The following is a 16,823-nucleotide window of genomic DNA, read 5'->3' on the forward strand; positions in this document are numbered from 1 at the left end:
GCCGCTCCGCCCTACGGCCTGGAGCACGAAACCGGGTAGCGCTCCCCCGGTGCCGCCGCCCTCCATTCGGCCGTGGTGAGCCGGCGGTCCGCCTGCCGGCACAGTGAACTCTGCCAGTGCGCCGGATCGAGGTCCACGGAGACCAGCACGCCGGCACCCGCGAGGACGGCCCGGGTGCCGTCCGGTGTGATCTGGGGCTCGGCCCGGCCGTCCAGCTTCGCCAACCGCGGACCGACCCGCTTGCGTTGGCGCAGATCCCACAGCCACAGGCTGCTGGTGTTGAACTCGGCGAGCGGTTGCGTGATGACCAGCAGGTGCGTTCCGTCGGGAGTGATCCGGAGGTTCTGCACCGCCGTCGTGCTCGGCTCGCCGACGTCGAAAGCGGGGCCGAGCCGCGCGCCGGTCCGCGCGTCCCACAGCTGGACGGAGGTGCTGGAGCCGGCCACGGTCGCGAGGGTGCGGCCGTCAGGAGAGAACGTCACCAACGTACCGTCCTTTGCTCCTGGGCGCGGTCTGCCCGTCGCGGTGTCCCAGAGCCGGACCCGCGATTGGCGGTCCGCGGCGGCGAGGGTCCGCCCGTCGGGGCTCAGCACCACCGAGTCCAGATAGCCGTTCTCCCGGACCGAACCGTAGGTCCGTACGCTACGGCCGTCCGCGAGGCGCCAGCGTTCCACCGTGGACTCCTGGGAAAAGGCGAGGTAGAGCTGCCGCCCGTCGGGGGAGAACGCCAGAGTCCCGGGCGCCTCCTTGGGGTTGGGGCGGACGGTGCTACGGAGGGTGGCGGTACGGCGGGCCGTCGTACTGGCGAAGATCTCGACGAAGGTCCGCAGTTCCGGACCCACCGGAGTCGCCACGCCGGTGCCGGCCGTCTGCGCGACGGCGATATGTGATCCGTCGGGGCTGTAGGCGACGGACCAGCCGGTGCCGGTGAGCGGGACGGTCCGGCGGCGCCGCCCGTCCGCGCTGCCGACCAGGGTCAGTTCGGTGCCGTGCTGCATGGCACCGAGCTGGCCCTGGTCGGTGCCGTGCAGCACGGCGAGGGTGCGGCCGTCGGGGCTCAGCGCGTTCGCCGAGACGGTGGCGAGCGGCGCGGGCAGCTGCGAGACGATGCGGCCGTGGCCGTCCAGGCGCCAGCCCATCAGCTCGCCCCGGTCGTTCAAGGTCACGGCGCGGCGGCCGTCCGGGCTGTGCACAACGCCCGTGTGCGACATCGGCTGGACCCCGCCGAGCGCGGCCAGCCGCATCCCGTGCCGGGGCGCACCGGCCACCATCGCGGGGATCCGGCTCTCCCACTCCGTCGCACCGTAGTCCCGGTACAGTCCGGCCTTGCGCAGCTCTTCGAAGGAGACCGGGCCCAGCTTGCGACGGTTCGTCAGATCCCAGACGTCGTCGTCGCCGCGGTTCGTCCCGGTGGGCGTCAGCAGTGCGCGCCGCCCGTCCTCCGAGACCGCGGACGGCATCGTCCTGCGATCCGGCACCCAGACGTCGTTCCCGCCGGGCCCGGTCACCTTCAGGTCATGGTGGTCATCGATGACCGGTTTGTCGTCGACGGTCCAGCCGTACAGCACGCTGTCCCCGGCCCCGGCATGGAAATCGCGCGTGACGCGGACGTCCAGCGAGCGGCCGGTGGCCTCGCGCAGCCTGCCCGCGTCCGGATCGTTGCACCACACCCGGGTGCCGCGCGGGCTGGGAGCGGGTTCGGCGCAGGTGTACCGGGCCAGGTCCCGGCGGTGGGTCACATCCCGGACGAGGGTGGCCGGCGATCCGGCCGCCGCGGCCACCACCCGCCCGCCGTCCTCGGCGAGACCACCGGACCACACACCCGAGGAGGACGGACGCCCGGCGGTAGGGAACGCGTCCACCACGAGGAGCGATCCGGTGTCGCGCACCTCGATCCGGTCCCCCCGGCCCACCACGACCCGCCGCCCGTCCCCGCTCAGGCCCCGCCGTGCGTCGTCCGGCAGCCGCCCGGGCACGCTCCCGCGCGGCCGCCAGTCCTCGGTGTCCCAGATCCGGGTCCGGCCGTCGGCGAACGTCGCCGCGAAGACCCGGCCGTCCCGGCTGAACGCCGTGGTCTCGATCCGGCGCAGCCCGGTCGCCAGGACCGCGACGGCCTGGTTGACCCGCATCAGCTGGGCGGCCATCGCATCGCGCGCCTCGTAGGTGTCCGCCTGCGCGTACGCGGCCGCGCCCAGCAGCGAGGTCCGTACGAGCCCGGGGTAGGGCTGTGCGTCCGCCGCGGCGGCCAGCCGCTGGGACAGGGCGGTCCTGCGCTGCCGTTCGGCGTCCGCCTGGCCGGTCAGCACCAGCCCGGTCAGCACGCCGAGGACGGACACCACCGCCACCGCGCCCAGCCCCCAGCGGCGGGCGCGGAGCCGGCCCGCGCTCCGGCTCCGGTCGATGAACTCGTCGTGCGCCGCGGTGCGCCGGGCCCGGAAGCCGGGTGTGTGCGGCGTGTGCGCCCGCCACGCCTCGGCGATCCGCACCTCGTGCGGACGCAGCAGCAGCCCCTCACTGAACCCGCTCGCCCGCCAGGCATGCGCCTGCTCACCGAACCGGGTGTGCAGATCGACCCACACATGCTCCTGCGCGACGAATGCCAGCGTCTCCCGCACTCCCCGGTCGAAATCCGCCGCATCCGCCATCGTGAGCCGCTGGTACTCGGCCAGCGGACCCCAGCCCGCCGCCTGCAGCGCGGCGGTGGCACTGCCCGTCGGCTCCGGGGAGATCAGCACCGGAAGGATCCGCTTCCCCAGCTCGATCGCCTCCTCGCACTCACGCCAACACCACTCGGAACGCAGCGAGTTCCGGCTGACGAGTACGATCACGGCGTCCGAGGCGCGCAGCGCGTCGAAGATCTTCCGCCGCCACTTCTCCGACGCTTTGATCCCCTGCCAGTCCACCCACACCTCCCGTACGTGCCGCCCCAGCGCGCGCACATAACGGGTGGCGAAATCCGCGTCGGCGCGGGAGTAGCTGAGGAACACCCGGGCGGTGTCCCGCAGTTGCGGCGGCCCCTCGCCCTCTGGCGTTCCGGCGAACGGGTCGCGCAGCCGGGCCCGGCGCGCCGGCCACTCCCGCAGCGCGGCACAGCCCCCGCCGATCACCAACGCCACCATGGCCACCAGCAGCGGCCAGTACCACTGGGCGAACGACGGGCCGAACAGGCCGGCACTCACCTGCCGGTCGAGCCACCCGAGCAGCTCCCCCACCACCGCAGTCCGCCCCTCGGGCACGAACTCCCCGCGGACGAACGGCACCGTCCAGCGCTGCACGGCCCAGGCCGCGCCACCCAGCACACCCGCCGCGGCGAGTGCCCACAGCACCACCCCCCGCAGCGGCAGCCGAAGATCCGGCACCCTGCGCCGCGTCCCCGTTCCCTCCTGGCAGACCAGGGCCTGCGCCGCGCTCGAACCGCACCCGAGCACCGCCGCCGTCCCCACCAGAACCGTTCCGTACGGGGCCGGCAGGGCGGGGACGAACGGGATGGCCAGCACGACGCAGCCCACCGCCGACAGCAGCCACACCACGCTCTCCGGCCGCAACAGCCGACGCCACCGCCACCCCAGCCGCCCGGCACCCGCCGGCCGCTGCCGGAGCTGCCCCACCGTCTCCGCCAACGGGCTGAAGACCAGCGTGGCCACGGGAATCCCGACGAGCCCGCCCAGGGGCCCGAAGAACGGCCGGCACAGCAGCCACGACAGTCCACAGGCGAGCAACCACGCGGCGCGGGTGCTCACCACCCAACGGAGTAATCGCGAGACCAAGACCATGACCCCTCCCGTGAGAGCGCATCAGGGTGCACAGAGTTCTTTCCCAAGGGAACGCGAGGCGCACCCCTGAGCGGCGCCCGCGCATAGTGGGGGCGCCCGCCCTGCGCGCCCGCGCCCGATCTGCGCGCCCACGCCCGCCTTGCGCGTCCGTGGCGCGGACCGGCCGATGACGGGCCGGTGGGGCGGCACCCACGGGACGAGACGGGCCGGTGGGAGCCACGTACGGGACAAGAAGGACAATGGCCCCATGCGGATACTCTTGGTCGAGGATGAAGAAGGTCTCGTCGACTCGCTCAAGCGCGGCCTGGCCGCCGAGGGCCACTGGGTCGACGCCGCCTGCGACGGCCACCACGGCCTGGAGCTGGCGCTCACCGGCCCGTACGACGCGATCCTGCTCGACGTCATGCTGCCCGGCCTGAACGGCTACGAGATCTGCGGCCGGCTGCGGCGCCAGGGCAACTGGACCCCGGTGCTGATGCTCACCGCCAAGGACGGCGAGTACGACGAGGCCGAGGGCCTCGACGCGGGCGCCGACGACTACCTCACCAAGCCGTTCTCCTTCGTCGTACTTCTGGCGCGTCTGCGCGCGCTGGGCCGCCGGGGCCGCGCCGCCGAGCGCCCCTGCACCCTCCAGGCGGGAGACCTCACGCTGGACGCCGAGGGCCGCCGCTGCCGCCGCGGCGCCGCCGACATCGAGCTGACCGCACGCGAACTGGCCGTACTGCGCTGCCTCATGGCGGGCGAGGGCCGGACCGTGGCCAAGCAGGACATCCTCGACGAGGTCTGGGACTCCCCCGCCGAAACCGACCCCAATATCGTCGAGGTGTATGTGTCCTCGCTGCGCAAGAAGATCGACGCGCCGTTCGGGCGCCGCTCGATCCTGACCGTGCACGGCGCGGGCTACCGGATGGCACCCGATGGTGGCTAGGAAGACCGGGAAGGGGTGGATCAGGGCCACAGTGCGCCGGCCGCGCACTGTACGGGCCCGCTGTGCCGCGGCCGCCGCCCTCACCATGGCCCTCGTCCTGGCCGTCGGCGGCGGCTGGCTCTACACGCTTCTGCGTGCCAACCTCCTGGACAACACCACGGGCCGGACGGAACTGGCCGCCCGGAAGGTCGCCGCCCAGGCCGACGCCGGCGCTCTCCCGGATCTGCTGCCCGCCCCGTCCTCGGGCGTCGACCTGGTATTCGTCGCCGATCCCGCGGGCCGAGTCGTCGCCGCCAGCCGCCGCTCCACCGAACCCGCCGCCGGATCCCTCGCCACCCGGCTGACCGCCTTCCGCCCGCCGCCGGACCAGGACTCCGCCTCCCGCATCGTCACCGGCAACCCGGCCGCGGGCGACACGGACGGCAAGGGCGGTAAGGGCGGTAAGAGCGGTAAGGACGGCGAACGCAGCGACGTGGTCGTGGTCCGCGCCACGCCGCCCGGCGGCGAACCCCGCTACGTGTACGCGATGACCGTCCTGTCCGACGTGGACGACGCCACCCACGCCATCGCCCTCGGTCTGCTGGCCGGCGCCCCACCGCTGATCGCCCTGGCCGCGGCCATCGCCTGGGCGGTCACTGGCCTGGCGTTGCGGCCGGTCAGCGCGATCCGCACCGAGCTGGCCGCCGTCACCGGGAGCGCGCTGCACCGCCGGGTGCCGGACCCGGCCGGCGGCGACGAGATCGCGCTGCTGGCCCGTACGGTCAACACCACCCTGGACCGGCTGGAGCAGGCCGTCACCCGCCAGCGGCAGTTCGCCGCCGACGCCTCGCACGAGCTGCGGAATCCGATCGCCGCCGTGCGCTCCCAACTGGAGGTCGTCCTCACCACGTGGGAGCTCACCACGAGGGAGTCCACACGGTCGGATGCACAGCGGGCAGCCACGACGGGGACCGCCCCTCTCGATCACACGACGGGGACCGTCCCCCGCGATCAGGAGCTGCGCGACGGCGTACGGTCTGCGCTCGCCGACACCCAGCGGCTCCAGCGCATCGCCACCGACCTGCTGCTGCTCGCCCGGCTGGACTCCCACTTGGAGCCTGCCCGTGAGCCGGTGGACCTGGCTCTGCTGGCGGCCGAGGACACGGCTCGCCGGCCGCGGACCCGGGTGCCGGTCACCGTGGTGGCGCCCGGGCCGGTACCCGTACGCGCGGACCCGGCGCAGCTTGAGCGGCTGCTGGCCAACCTCGTCGACAACGCCCTGCGCTACGCGGACAGCGAAGTGCGGATCACCGCCCGCAGCACCCCGGACCAGGCCGTACTGGAGGTCGCCGACGATGGCCCCGGCATTCCCAAGGCCGTGCGCGAGCACGTCTTCACACGGTTCGCACGGCTGGACGCGGCCCGTGACCGGGGGCGCGGCGGCAGCGGACTGGGCCTGGCCATCGCCCGGGAGATCGCCCGTGCACACGGAGGCGACCTGACGGCCGGCGACAGCGAGCTCGGCGGTGCCCGTCTGGTGGCCACCTTCCCCACGACTCCGGCCCCGCCCACGCCCACACCACACCCCTCGGCCGCGCCACACTCCCCACCCGCACCACACTCCTGAAAGTCCCTTCAGAACTCTCAGGATTCCTTCAGCACCGGCATCCGACGCTGGTCCGATGAACCCTCGCCGCAGCAACCAGCACCGCAAGCAGGCACCCCGCCGACTGGGCCGCAAGCTGCTGCTCTGCACCCTCACCCTCGTGCTGTGCGCGGGTGCGGGCGGCTGGTACCTCTACCGCGACCTGGCCCGGCAGATCGGCTCCTCGTACGCACTGGACGATGGCTCGCCCCGGTCCGCCGGGGGCGACACCAACATCCTGCTGATGGGGCTGGACAGCCGTAAGGACCAGAACGGCGAGGATCTGCCGGCGGACGTCCTGGACAAGCTGCATGCCGGCAGCTCCGACATCGGCGGCTACAACACCAACACTCTGATCCTGCTGCATGTACCGGGCGACGGCAGCCGGGCCACCGCGTTCTCCATCCCGCGCGACGACTTCGTCGACATCCCGGGCCACGGCAAGGACAAGATCAAGAAGGCGTACGGGCTCGCGAAGGCGCGTAAGGAGGGCCGCCTTTACCAGCAGGGGGTACGCGACAAGCACCAGTTGGAGCACGACGGGCGAGAGGCGGGCCGCCGGGCCGAGATCGAGACCGTACGGAGTTTCCTCGGCGTCCCCATCGACCATTTCGCCGAGGTGAATCTGGTCGGCTTTCTGCACATCGCCGATTCCCTCGGCGGAGTGGAGGTGTGCCTGAAGAAACCGGCCAAGGACCGTTATTCGGGCGCGGACTTCAAGGCGGGCCGGCAGACGCTGAACGGCCCGCAGTCGCTGGCCTTCGTACGGCAGCGGCACGGTCTGCCGGCCGGCGATCTGGACCGTACGCGACGCCAGCAGGCGTTCCTGGCCTCCGCCACCCACAAGCTGAATTCGGCCGGCACCTTCACCGACCCGGGCCGGCTGCTGAAGCTCCTGGACACGGCCAAGAAGGACCTGGTCATCGACGAGGGCTGGGATCTGCTGTCGTTCATCAAGCAGGCCAGGAACCTCTCCGGCGGGAATGTGGAGTTCTCCACGCTGCCCATCGAGGGCTTCGGCCGGCACAACGGCGAGGACATCAACCGTGTCGATCCGGGCAAGATCCGGCGCCTGGTCGCCGAGCGACTCGGCAAGGGCCGCAGCAGCGGAGAGAAGCACTCGCCGTCCGCGAACGACGGGAACACGCCGACTTCCGGACCTTCCTCCCCCGCGACTACCGCGCCTACCGCGCCTCCGGCTCCCACGCTCGACGACGGAGCGATCCCGTGTGTGGACTGACGACCACCCCCCGGCATGCCGAAGGGGGCTGGCACGCCACCGGACCGCCGCCGGACAACCACCCGACAGCCACCGGACAGCCGCCGGTCAGCCGCCGGTCAGCCGCCGGTGAACAGGTTGCGCACCCTCGGCCGGACGCGCCGCCCCGCCGCGTAACCGTCGTCCGTGTTGTCCGTGTCATCACCGGGCTCGTGCAGCACTGTCCAGCTCACGGCCGAGACCGCGGGCTCCAGGGACAGCCGGCTGACGGCCTCCTCCAGGAGGCTGTCGTCGCGGCGCTCGGTGGTGAGTTCGGCCGCGACGATCACCTTGCCCGGCATCTCCGCGTCCTGGCTGCGCACCGAGCGCAGCAGGAAGCCGGGGCGGGTGACACCCTGGACGACCAGGGTGCGTACGTGCGCCTCCTCGGGCTCGGTGCAGACCACCTCGAAGCGGTAGTCGGTGGCCACCTCGGCCCCGGCCCGCGTTCCGCGGTCCAGCCCGCGCGCGAGCGGCCGCAGCAGGGTGTTGGCGCCGACGACTCCCGCCGTGCCCAGCCCCGCGACCACGTACAGCCCGGTCCCGGCGAGCGCGCCGACCGCGGCGGAGCACCAGAGCGTGGCGGCCGTGTTCAGGCCGCGCACGCTCAGCCCGTCGCGCATGATGACGCCCGCGCCGAGGAAACCGATACCGGAGACGATCTGTGCGGCCACCCGCGAGCCGTCGTAGCCCGTGGTGCTCGTCGCCGCCACGAAGCCGTACTGCGAGAGCAGTACGAACAGGGCGGATCCGCCCGCGACGAGCGCATTGGTCCGCAGACCCGCCATCCGGGCCCGCCACTGGCGCTCCAGCCCGATGATCGCGCCGAAGCCCAGACCGGCGCCTATGTTGGCCGCCAGGTGCCACTCGTTGAGCACGGTCATGATCCACCCTCTTCGTTCCTTCTGCGCTTGTTCTGCGCCTGTTCTTCGCCTGTTCTGCGCTTCTTCTCTGTTCTACTGCTCTGTTCTACTGCGCCGTTGCTCCTCGCTTGTCATGGCGGCTGTCATGGCGGCATGGCGGCGCCGGGCCACTGCACGGAAAGCCGAGCGAAGAGGCGGGCGAGCCGAAAGTCCCGGCGGGGCAAGACGAAATTCCTCAAGACAGCCCGTTCACCTGAGGAAAGGGTCCTTGCGTACGACGCATGACGCATAACCCGTGACGCATGGCGTATGACGAAAGGCGGGGCGCACGAACAAGGCAAGGGGAGGAAAAGGGAAAACGCACGCGACAGCAGCGAGCGCCCGGGGCACCCTGGGGTCAGCTCAGAGCGGCTCTGGGGGTCAGCTCAAAAAAGATCAAAGATCAGCGAAAGAGCATGCTGTAGCGAGGACTTCCCTCGGGACTCCGACTGGTCATCCCGATCACCTCCTCGCTCGCGCGGACAGCGTCGGTACCGCACCACGCCTCGTATATGCCGCAGAGTGCGCAGAAAAGCCGCGCAGAAGCGCGGTCCTGCACGGCACCTTCGCTGCCCAGCATGCCATAGGTCCGAGTGACGTCAAGGTGAAACGTTAATAGCAGGTAAAGCCCCGTTTAGGTCCCTTCACCACGGATTTCCCGCACCATCCGCAGGTCCTCGACCCGTACTCGCGGCTAGACCTTGACGCCGGTGTCAAGGCCAGCGCACGGGCCGGCATGACACCACGTGCCGCTCCGCCGGCCACCGCAACAGCCAGGAGGGGAGCAGGCCATATCAGCAGAGGCTCGCGTCACAACTTGGCCAGCCCGTACGGTCCTTGTGACTTTCTCGCCTTCAGCCCTTCTCACGTCACGGCCTGGAACAAGGCGCGATACTCGACGAGTGGACTCGATCTACCGCAGTGCGACGGGCAGGGACCTCATCCGGCGCTGGTGCCTCGACCAGCTCACCGCATGGCCGGTGCCGCATGAACGACGGACGGTGACCGCCAAGGGCGCACGGACCCACGTGGTCCTCGCCGGGTCCGGCGCGACGACGGTCGTATTCGTCCCGGGCACCGACTTCAACGCCGCCGCGTCCCTGCCGCTGGCCACGGCCCTGGTCGCCGCCGGCCACCGGGTCCTGCTCGTGGACGTCCCGGGCCAGCCCGGTCTCAGCTCCGGCGCGCGGCCTCGCTCCGGTGGCGGGTTGCCGTGGTACGGGGCGTGGCTGAGCGAGGTGATCGAGACGGTCTCGTCCGAGCCGGTAGCGGTGATGGGCCACTCCTTCGGTGCCGCCATTGCCCTGTCCAGCGACTCGCCCCGGATCGACCGGCTCGTTCTGGTTTCCCCTGGTGGACTGACCAGGCTGAGGCTGACCCCCACTGTGCTGGCCGCCTCGGCCGCCTGGTTCCTGCGGCCCGCGCCGACGCACAGCTCCCGGCTTCTGCGCACCATGCTCGCGCCAGGCCATCCACCCCGTGAGGAACTGGTGAACTGGATGACCCTGGTCGCCCGGCACTCGCGCTCCAGCGGGGCGCCCGGCGCTGCCGCCCTGCCCGCGCGGTCAGTTCCCCTCCGGGTCGTCACCGGGGAGCACGATGTCTTCCTCCCGCCGTGGCGGCTCGGCCCGGCAGTGCGCGGCGCACTCGGTGCTGAGCTGGGTGTGGTCTCCGGGGCCGGGCACCTCGTGATCGAGGAGCGCCCCGCATACCTGTCCACCTTGTTGGACAGTCCCTTCCTCAACACTCCCTTGCCGGACAGTCCGGGCCGGCTTGCCTCCGATGTGTGGCCTGCCCTGGGGCCTGAGGGCGCCTCTGACGGATCTCCGCGGCGTCGCGGGGATCCGTCAGAAGCGCCCTGGTCATCACCCTAGTCACCCAGCGGACCGGAGCCCGTGGGCGACATCCGGTTCCGGGGGCCGCGCAGGCGGGGGCGTATGCGGTCGAGGACGACGAGGGCGAGGGCCAGGAGGTAGAAGGCCAGGGCGAAGACGACGGCGTGGGTGGCGATGCCGGCGTAGCCGTGGAGGTCGACGTCGAGGAAGGGGTAGGGGTAGCGGCCGTCGGTGCCGGGGGCGAGGAGGGCGCCGCGGATGAGGGCGAAGGGGAGGTAGAGGATGGGGTAGGCGAGCCACTTCCAGGCGTCGTGGAACAGGAAGGCGCCGGGGGCCGTGAGGACGAGCCAGTCGAGGACGGCGGCGAGCGGGGTCGCGGTGTGCAGGAGCTGACTGGCGACCGATTCCAGGGGGGTGCGGTCGCTGGTCATGGAGAAGCCGCTGGAGTCGTTCGACAGCACGAAGTGGAAGACGATGCCCGTGATGCAGATGTAGAGCAGCGCTGCGCCGGTGACCCTCGGGGAGAGGGCGGGACGCCCGGTCCAGGCGCGGTGGGCGGAGCAGGCGAAGACCACGGCCAGCAGGATGTTGGACTGGATCGTGAAGTAGCTGAAGAGCCGGCCCAGGTCGTGGGAGGCGATCACGTCCAGGACGATGCCGGTGACCCCGGTCAGGGCCGCGAGCACGCGGAAGGCTGCCGCGACGGGGCGGCGGCCTTCGAAGCCGGCCGGTGCGGAGGCGGCCGTCTCATCGGGCAGGCAGGGCCGTGCCGTGGACTCGGAGGAGGCCACGGAGGTGGTGGGAGGTGTCGGATCGAGCATTGGCCTACCGTACGGCGCGGCTCCGGGATGGCTTCCCCGGGGCTGGCATGACCGGCGGAACTCCGGGCCGACCGGATCGGTCGCGAGGAAGACGAGGAAGGCTGGGAGAGAAGACCGGGAGACGAGACGGAAGGCTGGGAACTGAAGGCTGGTAGACGAGACCGGCGTCGAGAATCACCTGGCCGGCCGCCAGGTGACTTCGTCACGGGTCGTCAGAACACTGGCGGCGTCCGCCGTGTCCAGCGGCAGCGGCAGCCGTGTGGTCGTCCGGTGGGCGCCGGACGGCTCGGCTCGACCACCGCCTCGTCCTGCCGTTGCGCCGCCTGCACTCGGGCCTTCTCGGCGACTACGTGTCCTGGCCGGCGGTCGGGATCGCCGTGCTGCTGGTCGCGCTCGTGGCGCAGTCCTGGGGGTAGGCGTTCACTCGGCGCCGCACAGGCGCGCCAGGCGATGACGGGCGGGGGCGAGGGAACGGCCGCGGCGCAGGCTGTCGCGCCAAGGGTTGCTGCCGCGCAGGCGCTCGTCGATCGTCGCGATGGTCCACCTTTGCGCGGCGAGGCCGGGTTCCTCCAGTTCCGGCCAGGCCAGTGGGGTGGCTACGGGGGCGCCCGGCAGCGCGCGCACGGCATACGGCGCGACGGCGGTCTGGGCGTAGGCGTTGCGCTGTACGTCGAGGTAGAGGCGGTGGCGCCTGGCCTTCTTCCGGGGTTCGGTGGTGAGCTGGTCGGGATACCGGTCGGCGAGCAGATCGGCGGCATCGCGGGCGAAGGCGCGGACATCGTCGAAGGGCGCGCGACGGTCCAGCGGGACCAGGACGTGCAGGCCCCGGGATCCGGTGGTCATCAGGGCGCTGGGCAGGCGCAGTTCGTCCAGGAGGTCGTGCAGCAGGCCGGCGGCCTCCCGTACCGGGGCGAAATCGTCGTCGGGCGGGTCCAGATCGAACACCAGGCGGTCGGGGCAGTCGGGGCGGTCGGCCTTCGCCAGCCAGCGGTGCGGTGTGATGCATGCCTGGTCGACGAGGTAGAGAAGGGTGGCGGTGTCGTCGCAGAGCGCGTGGGTGACGCTGCCGCCCTCCTTGGGCAGCTCGGCCGTGTGCACCCAGTCGGGGAAGTAGTCCGGCACGTCCTTCTGCATGAAGCCCTCGCCGTCGATTCCGTCGGGATGGCGCTCCAGCATCAGCGGGCGGCCGCGCAGATGCGGCAGCATCGCCCGGGCGGCGCTGCGGTAGTACGCGGCCAGGTCGGCCTTGGTGAGGCCGTCCTGGGGGAAGAGCACCTTGTCCGGGCGGTTGATCTCCACGGTGCGGCGGCCGGCACGCAATGTCAGTGCGCGGCTCATGACGTCCCTCCGGCCGTCCGTTCGCGGATCACGTCGGTGGCACGCTTGTCGTCACGCAGCCCCAGGAAGCGCGGGTGACGCAACCGGCCGGCCCGGGTCCACTCGGTGAAGTCGAACGGGCCGACCAGTCTGGGCCGCACCCAGTGCGCTGTCCGTTCACCGACCTCGTCGACGAACGGACAGCGGGACCGCACCAGGCCGTCGAGGCGGCGGCGCAGGTCGACGAGGGTGGCAGTGTCGTAGCCGGTGCCGACCTTCCCCGCATACCGGAGCCGGCCTTCCTGGTAATAGCCCACCAGCAGGGCCCCGAACCCCACGCGGCTGCCGGCCGGTTCGGTGAAGCCGCCGATGACGAACTCCTGCCCTGCGCTGCATTTGAGCTTCAGCCAGCTGGTGGAGCGCTTGTGGACGTAGGCGTCGTCGGCGCGTTTGGCGATCAGTCCCTCCCAGTCGCGGGCACATGCCTGGTCCAGCAGGTCCTGGCCGCCCCGATTACGGTGCGGCGTGAACCGCAACGGAGCGCGGAACTCCAGGGCATCACGCAGCAGAGCCTTGCGAGTGCGCAGCGGCAGCCCGGTGAGGTCGTAGCCGTCCAGGCGGAGAAGGTCGAAGAGGTAGTAGTGGACCGCGACGCGGCTGGCCCGGACCGCGGCCGGGTCCGTCAGCCCCATCCGTTGCTGGAGGAGGGAGAAGTCCGTACGGCCGTGCCGCAGCGCGACGACCTCACCGTCGACGGTGAAGTCCTCGCAGTCCTGTGCGGCCAGGACGTCGACGAGTTCGGGGTAGGTGGCGTTCAGCGGCTTGCCACTCCGGGACGTCAGGCACACCTCGTCCGTGGCGCACCGGGCCAGGACCCGCACTCCGTCCAGCTTCCGCTCGAAGAGCCACCCGTCGCCGAAAGCGCGGCGGTCGCTGAGGACGGCCAGCATCGGCGGCCCGGGCGGCCGATCGCGTGGCGCGCGGCGCAGCCGTTGCCGTTGCCGCTCGGGCAGGCGGTCGAGGAGTGCCGCCCTCACGTGCCGCCTCCCGGAGCGTCGGCCGCGAGCTGGTGCAGCGTGCGCCCACTGCGCACCGACCGCGCACGGCGGGGGTCGGGCGTGCCGTGGGAGGAGGCACGCCGGTCGTCGTGCTTCACCAGCAGCCACGCCGCACGATCTCGGCCCTGGCCCGTTTGGATCCTGGTGAGCGCATAGCCGCCGTGCAGCTTGGATCCGTCGAGCCGGAACGACGCGTGGCCCTTCTCCAGGGCGTCGACGAGGCCGACCTCCTTGCCGTGACGATCGGTGGTGAGGTTTCGGTAGGTGCCCTCGTCCCAGATGATGACGGTGCCCGCGCCGTACTCGCCCTCGGCGATGATCCCTTCGAAGTCCCGGTACGCCAGGGGGTGGTCCTCCGTCGACACCGCCAGTCGCTTGTCGTGCGGATCGTCCGAGGGCCCCTTGGGAACCGACCAGGACTTCAGTACCCCGTCCGCCTCCAGGCGGAAGTCGAAGTGGAGTGTGCTGGCATCGTGGATCTGCACCACGAAGCACGGGCGGTCACGAGCGGTACCGGACCGGTCACCCTTCGGTTCCCCGGTTTTCGCGAAGTCGCGTTTGCGGCGGTACTCGGCCAGCGCCTTCGTCTCCTTCGCTGCCTTCGCCGATGCCATGGTCACTGCCCTGCCAGGAAGACGGAGAAGCTGCTGAGCCCCGGAACGAACATGGTGCTCTCCGTAAGACGACATCACCCCTTCCACTGTGGCACCGGACCGATCCGCCGTCCTGGTCGAGGCGTACGGCCGCGCCCCGGCCGGCGTCGCCGCGGATATCCGGATGCGGATATACGGATATCGACTGACCAGGGGGACGATGCCCCCATGCACCTGTTGACGTTCGGCCATGGCACGGCCGATGCCGCGGAGATGACGCACGTGTTGCAGGGTGCCGAGGTGCGCCGCCTGGTCGACGTACGCAGGGCGCCAGGCAGCCGGCACAACCCTGACGCCGGACGCCACCGCATGGAGCAGTGGCTGCCGCAGGCCGGTATCGCCTACCGCTGGGAGAAGCGGCTCGGCGGACGGCGGACGGCACGGCCGGACACACCCGACACCGCACTGCGCAACCGGGCCTTTGCCGGGTACGCCGCGCACATGCGCTCCCCGGAGTTCCTCACCGCCATCGACGACCTGCTCGCCGACGCCGCCGCGGAGCGCACCGCTGTGATGTGCGCCGAGTCCGTGTGGTGGCGCTGCCACCGCAAAATGATCGCCGACTTCCTGGTCCTCGCCCGTCAGGTCCAGGTGTGGCACCTCATGCACGACGGCACACTGCGCCCGCACCTGATCAGCCCGGAGGCACGGCTGTGGCCCGAACGCCGCCTGCTCATCTACGACGCGGGCCAGCAGTTCCTTCCCGGCTGACGCCAGCCCGCGACGTCGACGTGCCCTTGGGGCCATCCGGCGACGCACAAGCTCCGGCGTCCGAGGTGGAGCGGGCGACCGGGTGGGGCAGCTGTCCGCGCAGGTCTCCTCGACGAGGCTGTCCGTCCCTGGACGGTCGCACCTGCAGGGTGCCGCATCGGTCCGTACGGTCGGAGGAGGCCGGCGGGTCCGGTACGGAGGAGCAATGGCTGAGTACGGGTACTTTCTGGCGTGCGAGGAGCACGGTCCCAGAGCGCTGGCGGAGCAGGCGCGGATGGGGGGCCTGGAAGTGCCGGCAGAGGCCCCCTCACGGTGGGCCCTGGACGATTCGCCTGACACCTGACCGCAAGCGCGGCCGGGGCAGACGATCAGCTGAATCTTGAATCTCGCACCTGATGGACAGGACGCTGAGACCAGATGGACAGGAGGCCGAGATGGCAGAGATGGCCGAGACGACGGTGCCCGAGGTGATGGCCGAGCTGGCCGAGTTGGCGGATCCGAAGACACGCGCGGTGAACGAGAGACACGGTGACGATCACGGTGTGAACCTCAGCAAGCTGCGCGCGCTCGCGAAGCGGCTGAAAACCCAGCAGGAACTCGCGCGCCGGCTCTGGGAGACGGATGACACCGCGGCAAGACTGCTGGCGATCCTGATCTGCCGCCCGAAGGCGTTCGAGCGTGACGAGTTGGACGTCATGTTGCGCGAGGCGCGCGCACCCAAGGTGCACGACTGGCTCGTGAACTACGTGGTGAAGAAGAACCCGCACGCCGAAGAGCTGCGCTTGGCCTGGTCCGCCGATCCGGATCCCGTGGTCGCGAGTGCCGGCTGGGCGCTGACCACCGAACGCGTGACGAAGAAGCCCGAGGGCCTCGACCTCTCAGGACTGCTCGACGTCATCGAGGCGGAGATGAAAGACGCCCCGGATCGCCTGCAATGGGCGATGAACCACTGCCTGGCTCAGATCGGGATCGAGCACGCCGAGCACCGCACCCGTGCGATCGACATCGGTGAGCGCCTGGAGGTGCTCAAGGACTACCCGACCTCCCCGGGCTGCACCTCTCCGTTCGCGCCCATCTGGATCACCGAGATGGTGCGCCGACAGCACGACAAGACCTGATCCCACTCGGCATCCCACTCGGCGCGATCACGACCGGACCGTCACGCTGCCTTCCGTCACACCACCGGGACAGGGTGTGACCTGTGTTGCCCAGGGACTGGAGCGGATCACAGTGTGAGTAGGGGGCATTCTCGAGATCGGAGAGTGTTGTGATCGTTCTTGGCATAGTCCTGCTCTTGATCGGCTTTGTGCTCAAGATCGCCATACTGTGGACCATCGGGATCATCCTGGTCCTGGTGGGAGCTGCGCTATGGGTCCTCGGCGCCATCGGCCACGCCGTTGGCGGCCGGCGGCACTACTGGTAGCCGGCGATCTTCCGCCCACTTCTGTACGGGGCCGGGCAGGTGCCGCCCCGGCCAGGTGAACCTCGCGATCACCGAAAGGCTCCGGGGAGCCCCGACACGGGCCGACGAGCTGTGCTACGGTTTCGATGTTGCAGTTGTGGTACCCATGAACCTATGTGCGCCTGACGGGAATGTTTCTCCTTCAGGCGCATTATTTGTTTCCGGCATCTCCGGATGGGGCCTCTGCCTACAGAAGGAGAAGGTCATGGCACAGGGAATCGTGAAGTGGTTCAACGCCGAAAAGGGTTTCGGCTTCATCCAGCAGGACGGCGGCGGCCCCGACGTCTTCGCCCACTACTCGAACATCCAGTCCCAGGGCTTCCGTGAGCTCCAGGAGGGCCAGCGCGTGTCCTTCGACGTCACGCAGGGTCAGAAGGGCCCGCAGGCGGAGAACATCGTTCCCGCCTGATCGCCGGACGCGTATCCACTCACCGGGGTCCGCACCGTCATGGTGCGGACCCCGGTTTGCGCTGTTCCAGGA

The 16,823-nt window shown here is 70.9% G+C and carries 15 protein-coding genes; 9 read left to right on the forward strand and 6 right to left on the reverse strand.

Going from position 1 to position 16,823, the window contains the following annotated elements; all coding sequences use genetic code 11:
* Positions 1 to 11: 11 nt before the first annotated feature.
* A complete protein-coding gene (locus ACFY12_RS27595; protein ID WP_390718604.1) occupies positions 12 to 3,740 on the reverse strand; it encodes a toll/interleukin-1 receptor domain-containing protein in 3,729 nt (1,242 codons plus the stop codon).
* A gap of 280 nt (positions 3,741 to 4,020) precedes the next feature.
* On the opposite strand from ACFY12_RS27595, the gene ACFY12_RS27600 reads away from it, so the two are divergent.
* Genes ACFY12_RS27600 through ACFY12_RS27610 form a run of 3 tightly spaced genes read left to right on the forward strand, consistent with a single transcriptional unit; the run spans position 4,021 to position 7,565 of the window.
* Positions 4,021 to 4,701 (forward strand): response regulator transcription factor, encoded by a 681-nt coding sequence (locus tag ACFY12_RS27600; RefSeq protein ID WP_390718605.1) that lies wholly within the window; start codon positions 4,021 to 4,023, stop codon positions 4,699 to 4,701.
* Positions 4,702 to 4,732: 31 nt separating this feature from the next.
* On the forward strand, positions 4,733 to 6,307 hold the full coding sequence (locus tag ACFY12_RS27605) for a sensor histidine kinase (protein ID WP_390718606.1): 1,575 nt from the start codon (positions 4,733 to 4,735) through the stop codon (positions 6,305 to 6,307).
* Between the two features lie 55 nt (positions 6,308 to 6,362).
* Positions 6,363 to 7,565, forward strand: coding sequence for an LCP family protein (locus tag ACFY12_RS27610; RefSeq protein ID WP_390718607.1), 1,203 nt, complete (start codon positions 6,363 to 6,365; stop codon positions 7,563 to 7,565).
* Between the two features lie 98 nt (positions 7,566 to 7,663).
* On the opposite strand, the gene ACFY12_RS27615 is transcribed toward ACFY12_RS27610, so the two are convergent.
* The gene (locus ACFY12_RS27615; protein ID WP_390718608.1) at positions 7,664 to 8,467 is read right to left on the reverse strand and encodes an MgtC/SapB family protein; all 804 of its coding nucleotides are present in this window, start codon (positions 8,465 to 8,467) and stop codon (positions 7,664 to 7,666) included.
* A gap of 920 nt (positions 8,468 to 9,387) precedes the next feature.
* Between ACFY12_RS27615 and ACFY12_RS27620 the strand changes: the two genes are divergently transcribed.
* Positions 9,388 to 10,359 (forward strand): alpha/beta fold hydrolase, encoded by a 972-nt coding sequence (locus ACFY12_RS27620; protein WP_390718609.1) that lies wholly within the window; start codon positions 9,388 to 9,390, stop codon positions 10,357 to 10,359.
* On the opposite strand, the gene ACFY12_RS27625 is transcribed toward ACFY12_RS27620, so the two are convergent.
* Positions 10,356 to 11,141, reverse strand: a complete 786-nt coding sequence (locus ACFY12_RS27625) for a Pr6Pr family membrane protein (protein ID WP_390718610.1) — start codon at positions 11,139 to 11,141, stop codon at positions 10,356 to 10,358. The genes ACFY12_RS27620 and ACFY12_RS27625 overlap by 4 nt on opposite strands.
* Positions 11,142 to 11,398: 257 nt before the next feature.
* On the opposite strand from ACFY12_RS27625, the gene ACFY12_RS27630 reads away from it, so the two are divergent.
* Positions 11,399 to 11,557: a hypothetical protein gene (locus tag ACFY12_RS27630; RefSeq protein ID WP_390718611.1), complete on the forward strand. Its 159-nt coding sequence runs from the start codon at positions 11,399 to 11,401 to the stop codon at positions 11,555 to 11,557.
* Positions 11,558 to 11,561: 4 nt separating this feature from the next.
* Here ACFY12_RS27630 and ligD (ACFY12_RS27635) read toward each other — a convergent pair whose 3' ends face one another.
* The 3 genes from ligD (ACFY12_RS27635) to ACFY12_RS27645 are packed head-to-tail and all read right to left on the reverse strand — an operon-like array spanning position 11,562 to position 14,130.
* On the reverse strand, positions 11,562 to 12,479 hold the full coding sequence (gene ligD, locus ACFY12_RS27635; RefSeq protein ID WP_390718612.1) for a non-homologous end-joining DNA ligase: 918 nt from the start codon (positions 12,477 to 12,479) through the stop codon (positions 11,562 to 11,564).
* The gene (gene ligD / locus ACFY12_RS27640) at positions 12,476 to 13,495 is read right to left on the reverse strand and encodes a non-homologous end-joining DNA ligase (protein WP_390718613.1); all 1,020 of its coding nucleotides are present in this window, start codon (positions 13,493 to 13,495) and stop codon (positions 12,476 to 12,478) included. The genes ligD (ACFY12_RS27635) and ligD (ACFY12_RS27640) overlap by 4 nt, the downstream gene beginning before the upstream one ends.
* A complete protein-coding gene (locus ACFY12_RS27645; RefSeq protein ID WP_390718614.1) occupies positions 13,492 to 14,130 on the reverse strand; it encodes a DNA polymerase ligase N-terminal domain-containing protein in 639 nt (212 codons plus the stop codon). The genes ligD (ACFY12_RS27640) and ACFY12_RS27645 overlap by 4 nt, the downstream gene beginning before the upstream one ends.
* A gap of 207 nt (positions 14,131 to 14,337) precedes the next feature.
* Here ACFY12_RS27645 and ACFY12_RS27650 point away from each other — a divergent pair, with 207 nt between their 5' ends.
* The 4 genes from ACFY12_RS27650 (at position 14,338) to ACFY12_RS27665 (ending at position 16,751) form a co-directional block, all read left to right on the forward strand.
* Complete coding sequence (locus ACFY12_RS27650) at positions 14,338 to 14,880, forward strand: DUF488 family protein (protein ID WP_390718615.1); 543 nt, start codon at positions 14,338 to 14,340, stop codon at positions 14,878 to 14,880.
* Positions 14,881 to 15,323: 443 nt separating this feature from the next.
* The gene (locus ACFY12_RS27655) at positions 15,324 to 15,998 is read left to right on the forward strand and encodes a DNA alkylation repair protein (RefSeq protein ID WP_390718723.1); all 675 of its coding nucleotides are present in this window, start codon (positions 15,324 to 15,326) and stop codon (positions 15,996 to 15,998) included.
* 149 nt (positions 15,999 to 16,147) lie between these two features.
* Positions 16,148 to 16,303: a DUF6131 family protein gene (locus ACFY12_RS27660; RefSeq protein ID WP_390718616.1), complete on the forward strand. Its 156-nt coding sequence runs from the start codon at positions 16,148 to 16,150 to the stop codon at positions 16,301 to 16,303.
* Between the two features lie 244 nt (positions 16,304 to 16,547).
* The gene (locus tag ACFY12_RS27665) at positions 16,548 to 16,751 is read left to right on the forward strand and encodes a cold-shock protein (RefSeq protein WP_390718617.1); all 204 of its coding nucleotides are present in this window, start codon (positions 16,548 to 16,550) and stop codon (positions 16,749 to 16,751) included.
* Positions 16,752 to 16,823 lie beyond the last annotated feature (72 nt).

The sequence above is a fragment of the Streptomyces sp. NPDC001339 genome (assembly GCF_042895955.1).
Lineage (GTDB): Bacteria > Actinomycetota > Actinomycetes > Streptomycetales > Streptomycetaceae > Streptomyces.

Bases quoted from the DNA above. Each gene is read 5' to 3' on its own strand.
- ACFY12_RS27625 (WP_390718610.1), bottom strand. From the start codon at position 11,141: ATGCTCGATCCGACACCTCCCACCACCTCCGTGGCCTCCTCCGAGTCC.
- ACFY12_RS27615 (WP_390718608.1), bottom strand. From the start codon at position 8,467: ATGACCGTGCTCAACGAGTGGCACCTGGCGGCCAACATAGGCGCCGGT.
- ligD (WP_390718612.1), bottom strand. From the start codon at position 12,479: ATGAGCCGCGCACTGACATTGCGTGCCGGCCGCCGCACCGTGGAGATC.
- ACFY12_RS27655 (WP_390718723.1), top strand. From the start codon at position 15,324: ATGGCCGAGACGACGGTGCCCGAGGTGATGGCCGAGCTGGCCGAGTTG.
- ACFY12_RS27650 (WP_390718615.1), top strand. From the start codon at position 14,338: ATGCACCTGTTGACGTTCGGCCATGGCACGGCCGATGCCGCGGAGATG.
- ACFY12_RS27600 (WP_390718605.1), top strand. From the start codon at position 4,021: ATGCGGATACTCTTGGTCGAGGATGAAGAAGGTCTCGTCGACTCGCTC.
- ACFY12_RS27645 (WP_390718614.1), bottom strand. From the start codon at position 14,130: ATGGCATCGGCGAAGGCAGCGAAGGAGACGAAGGCGCTGGCCGAGTAC.
- ACFY12_RS27610 (WP_390718607.1), top strand. From the start codon at position 6,363: ATGAACCCTCGCCGCAGCAACCAGCACCGCAAGCAGGCACCCCGCCGA.
- ACFY12_RS27665 (WP_390718617.1), top strand. From the start codon at position 16,548: ATGGCACAGGGAATCGTGAAGTGGTTCAACGCCGAAAAGGGTTTCGGC.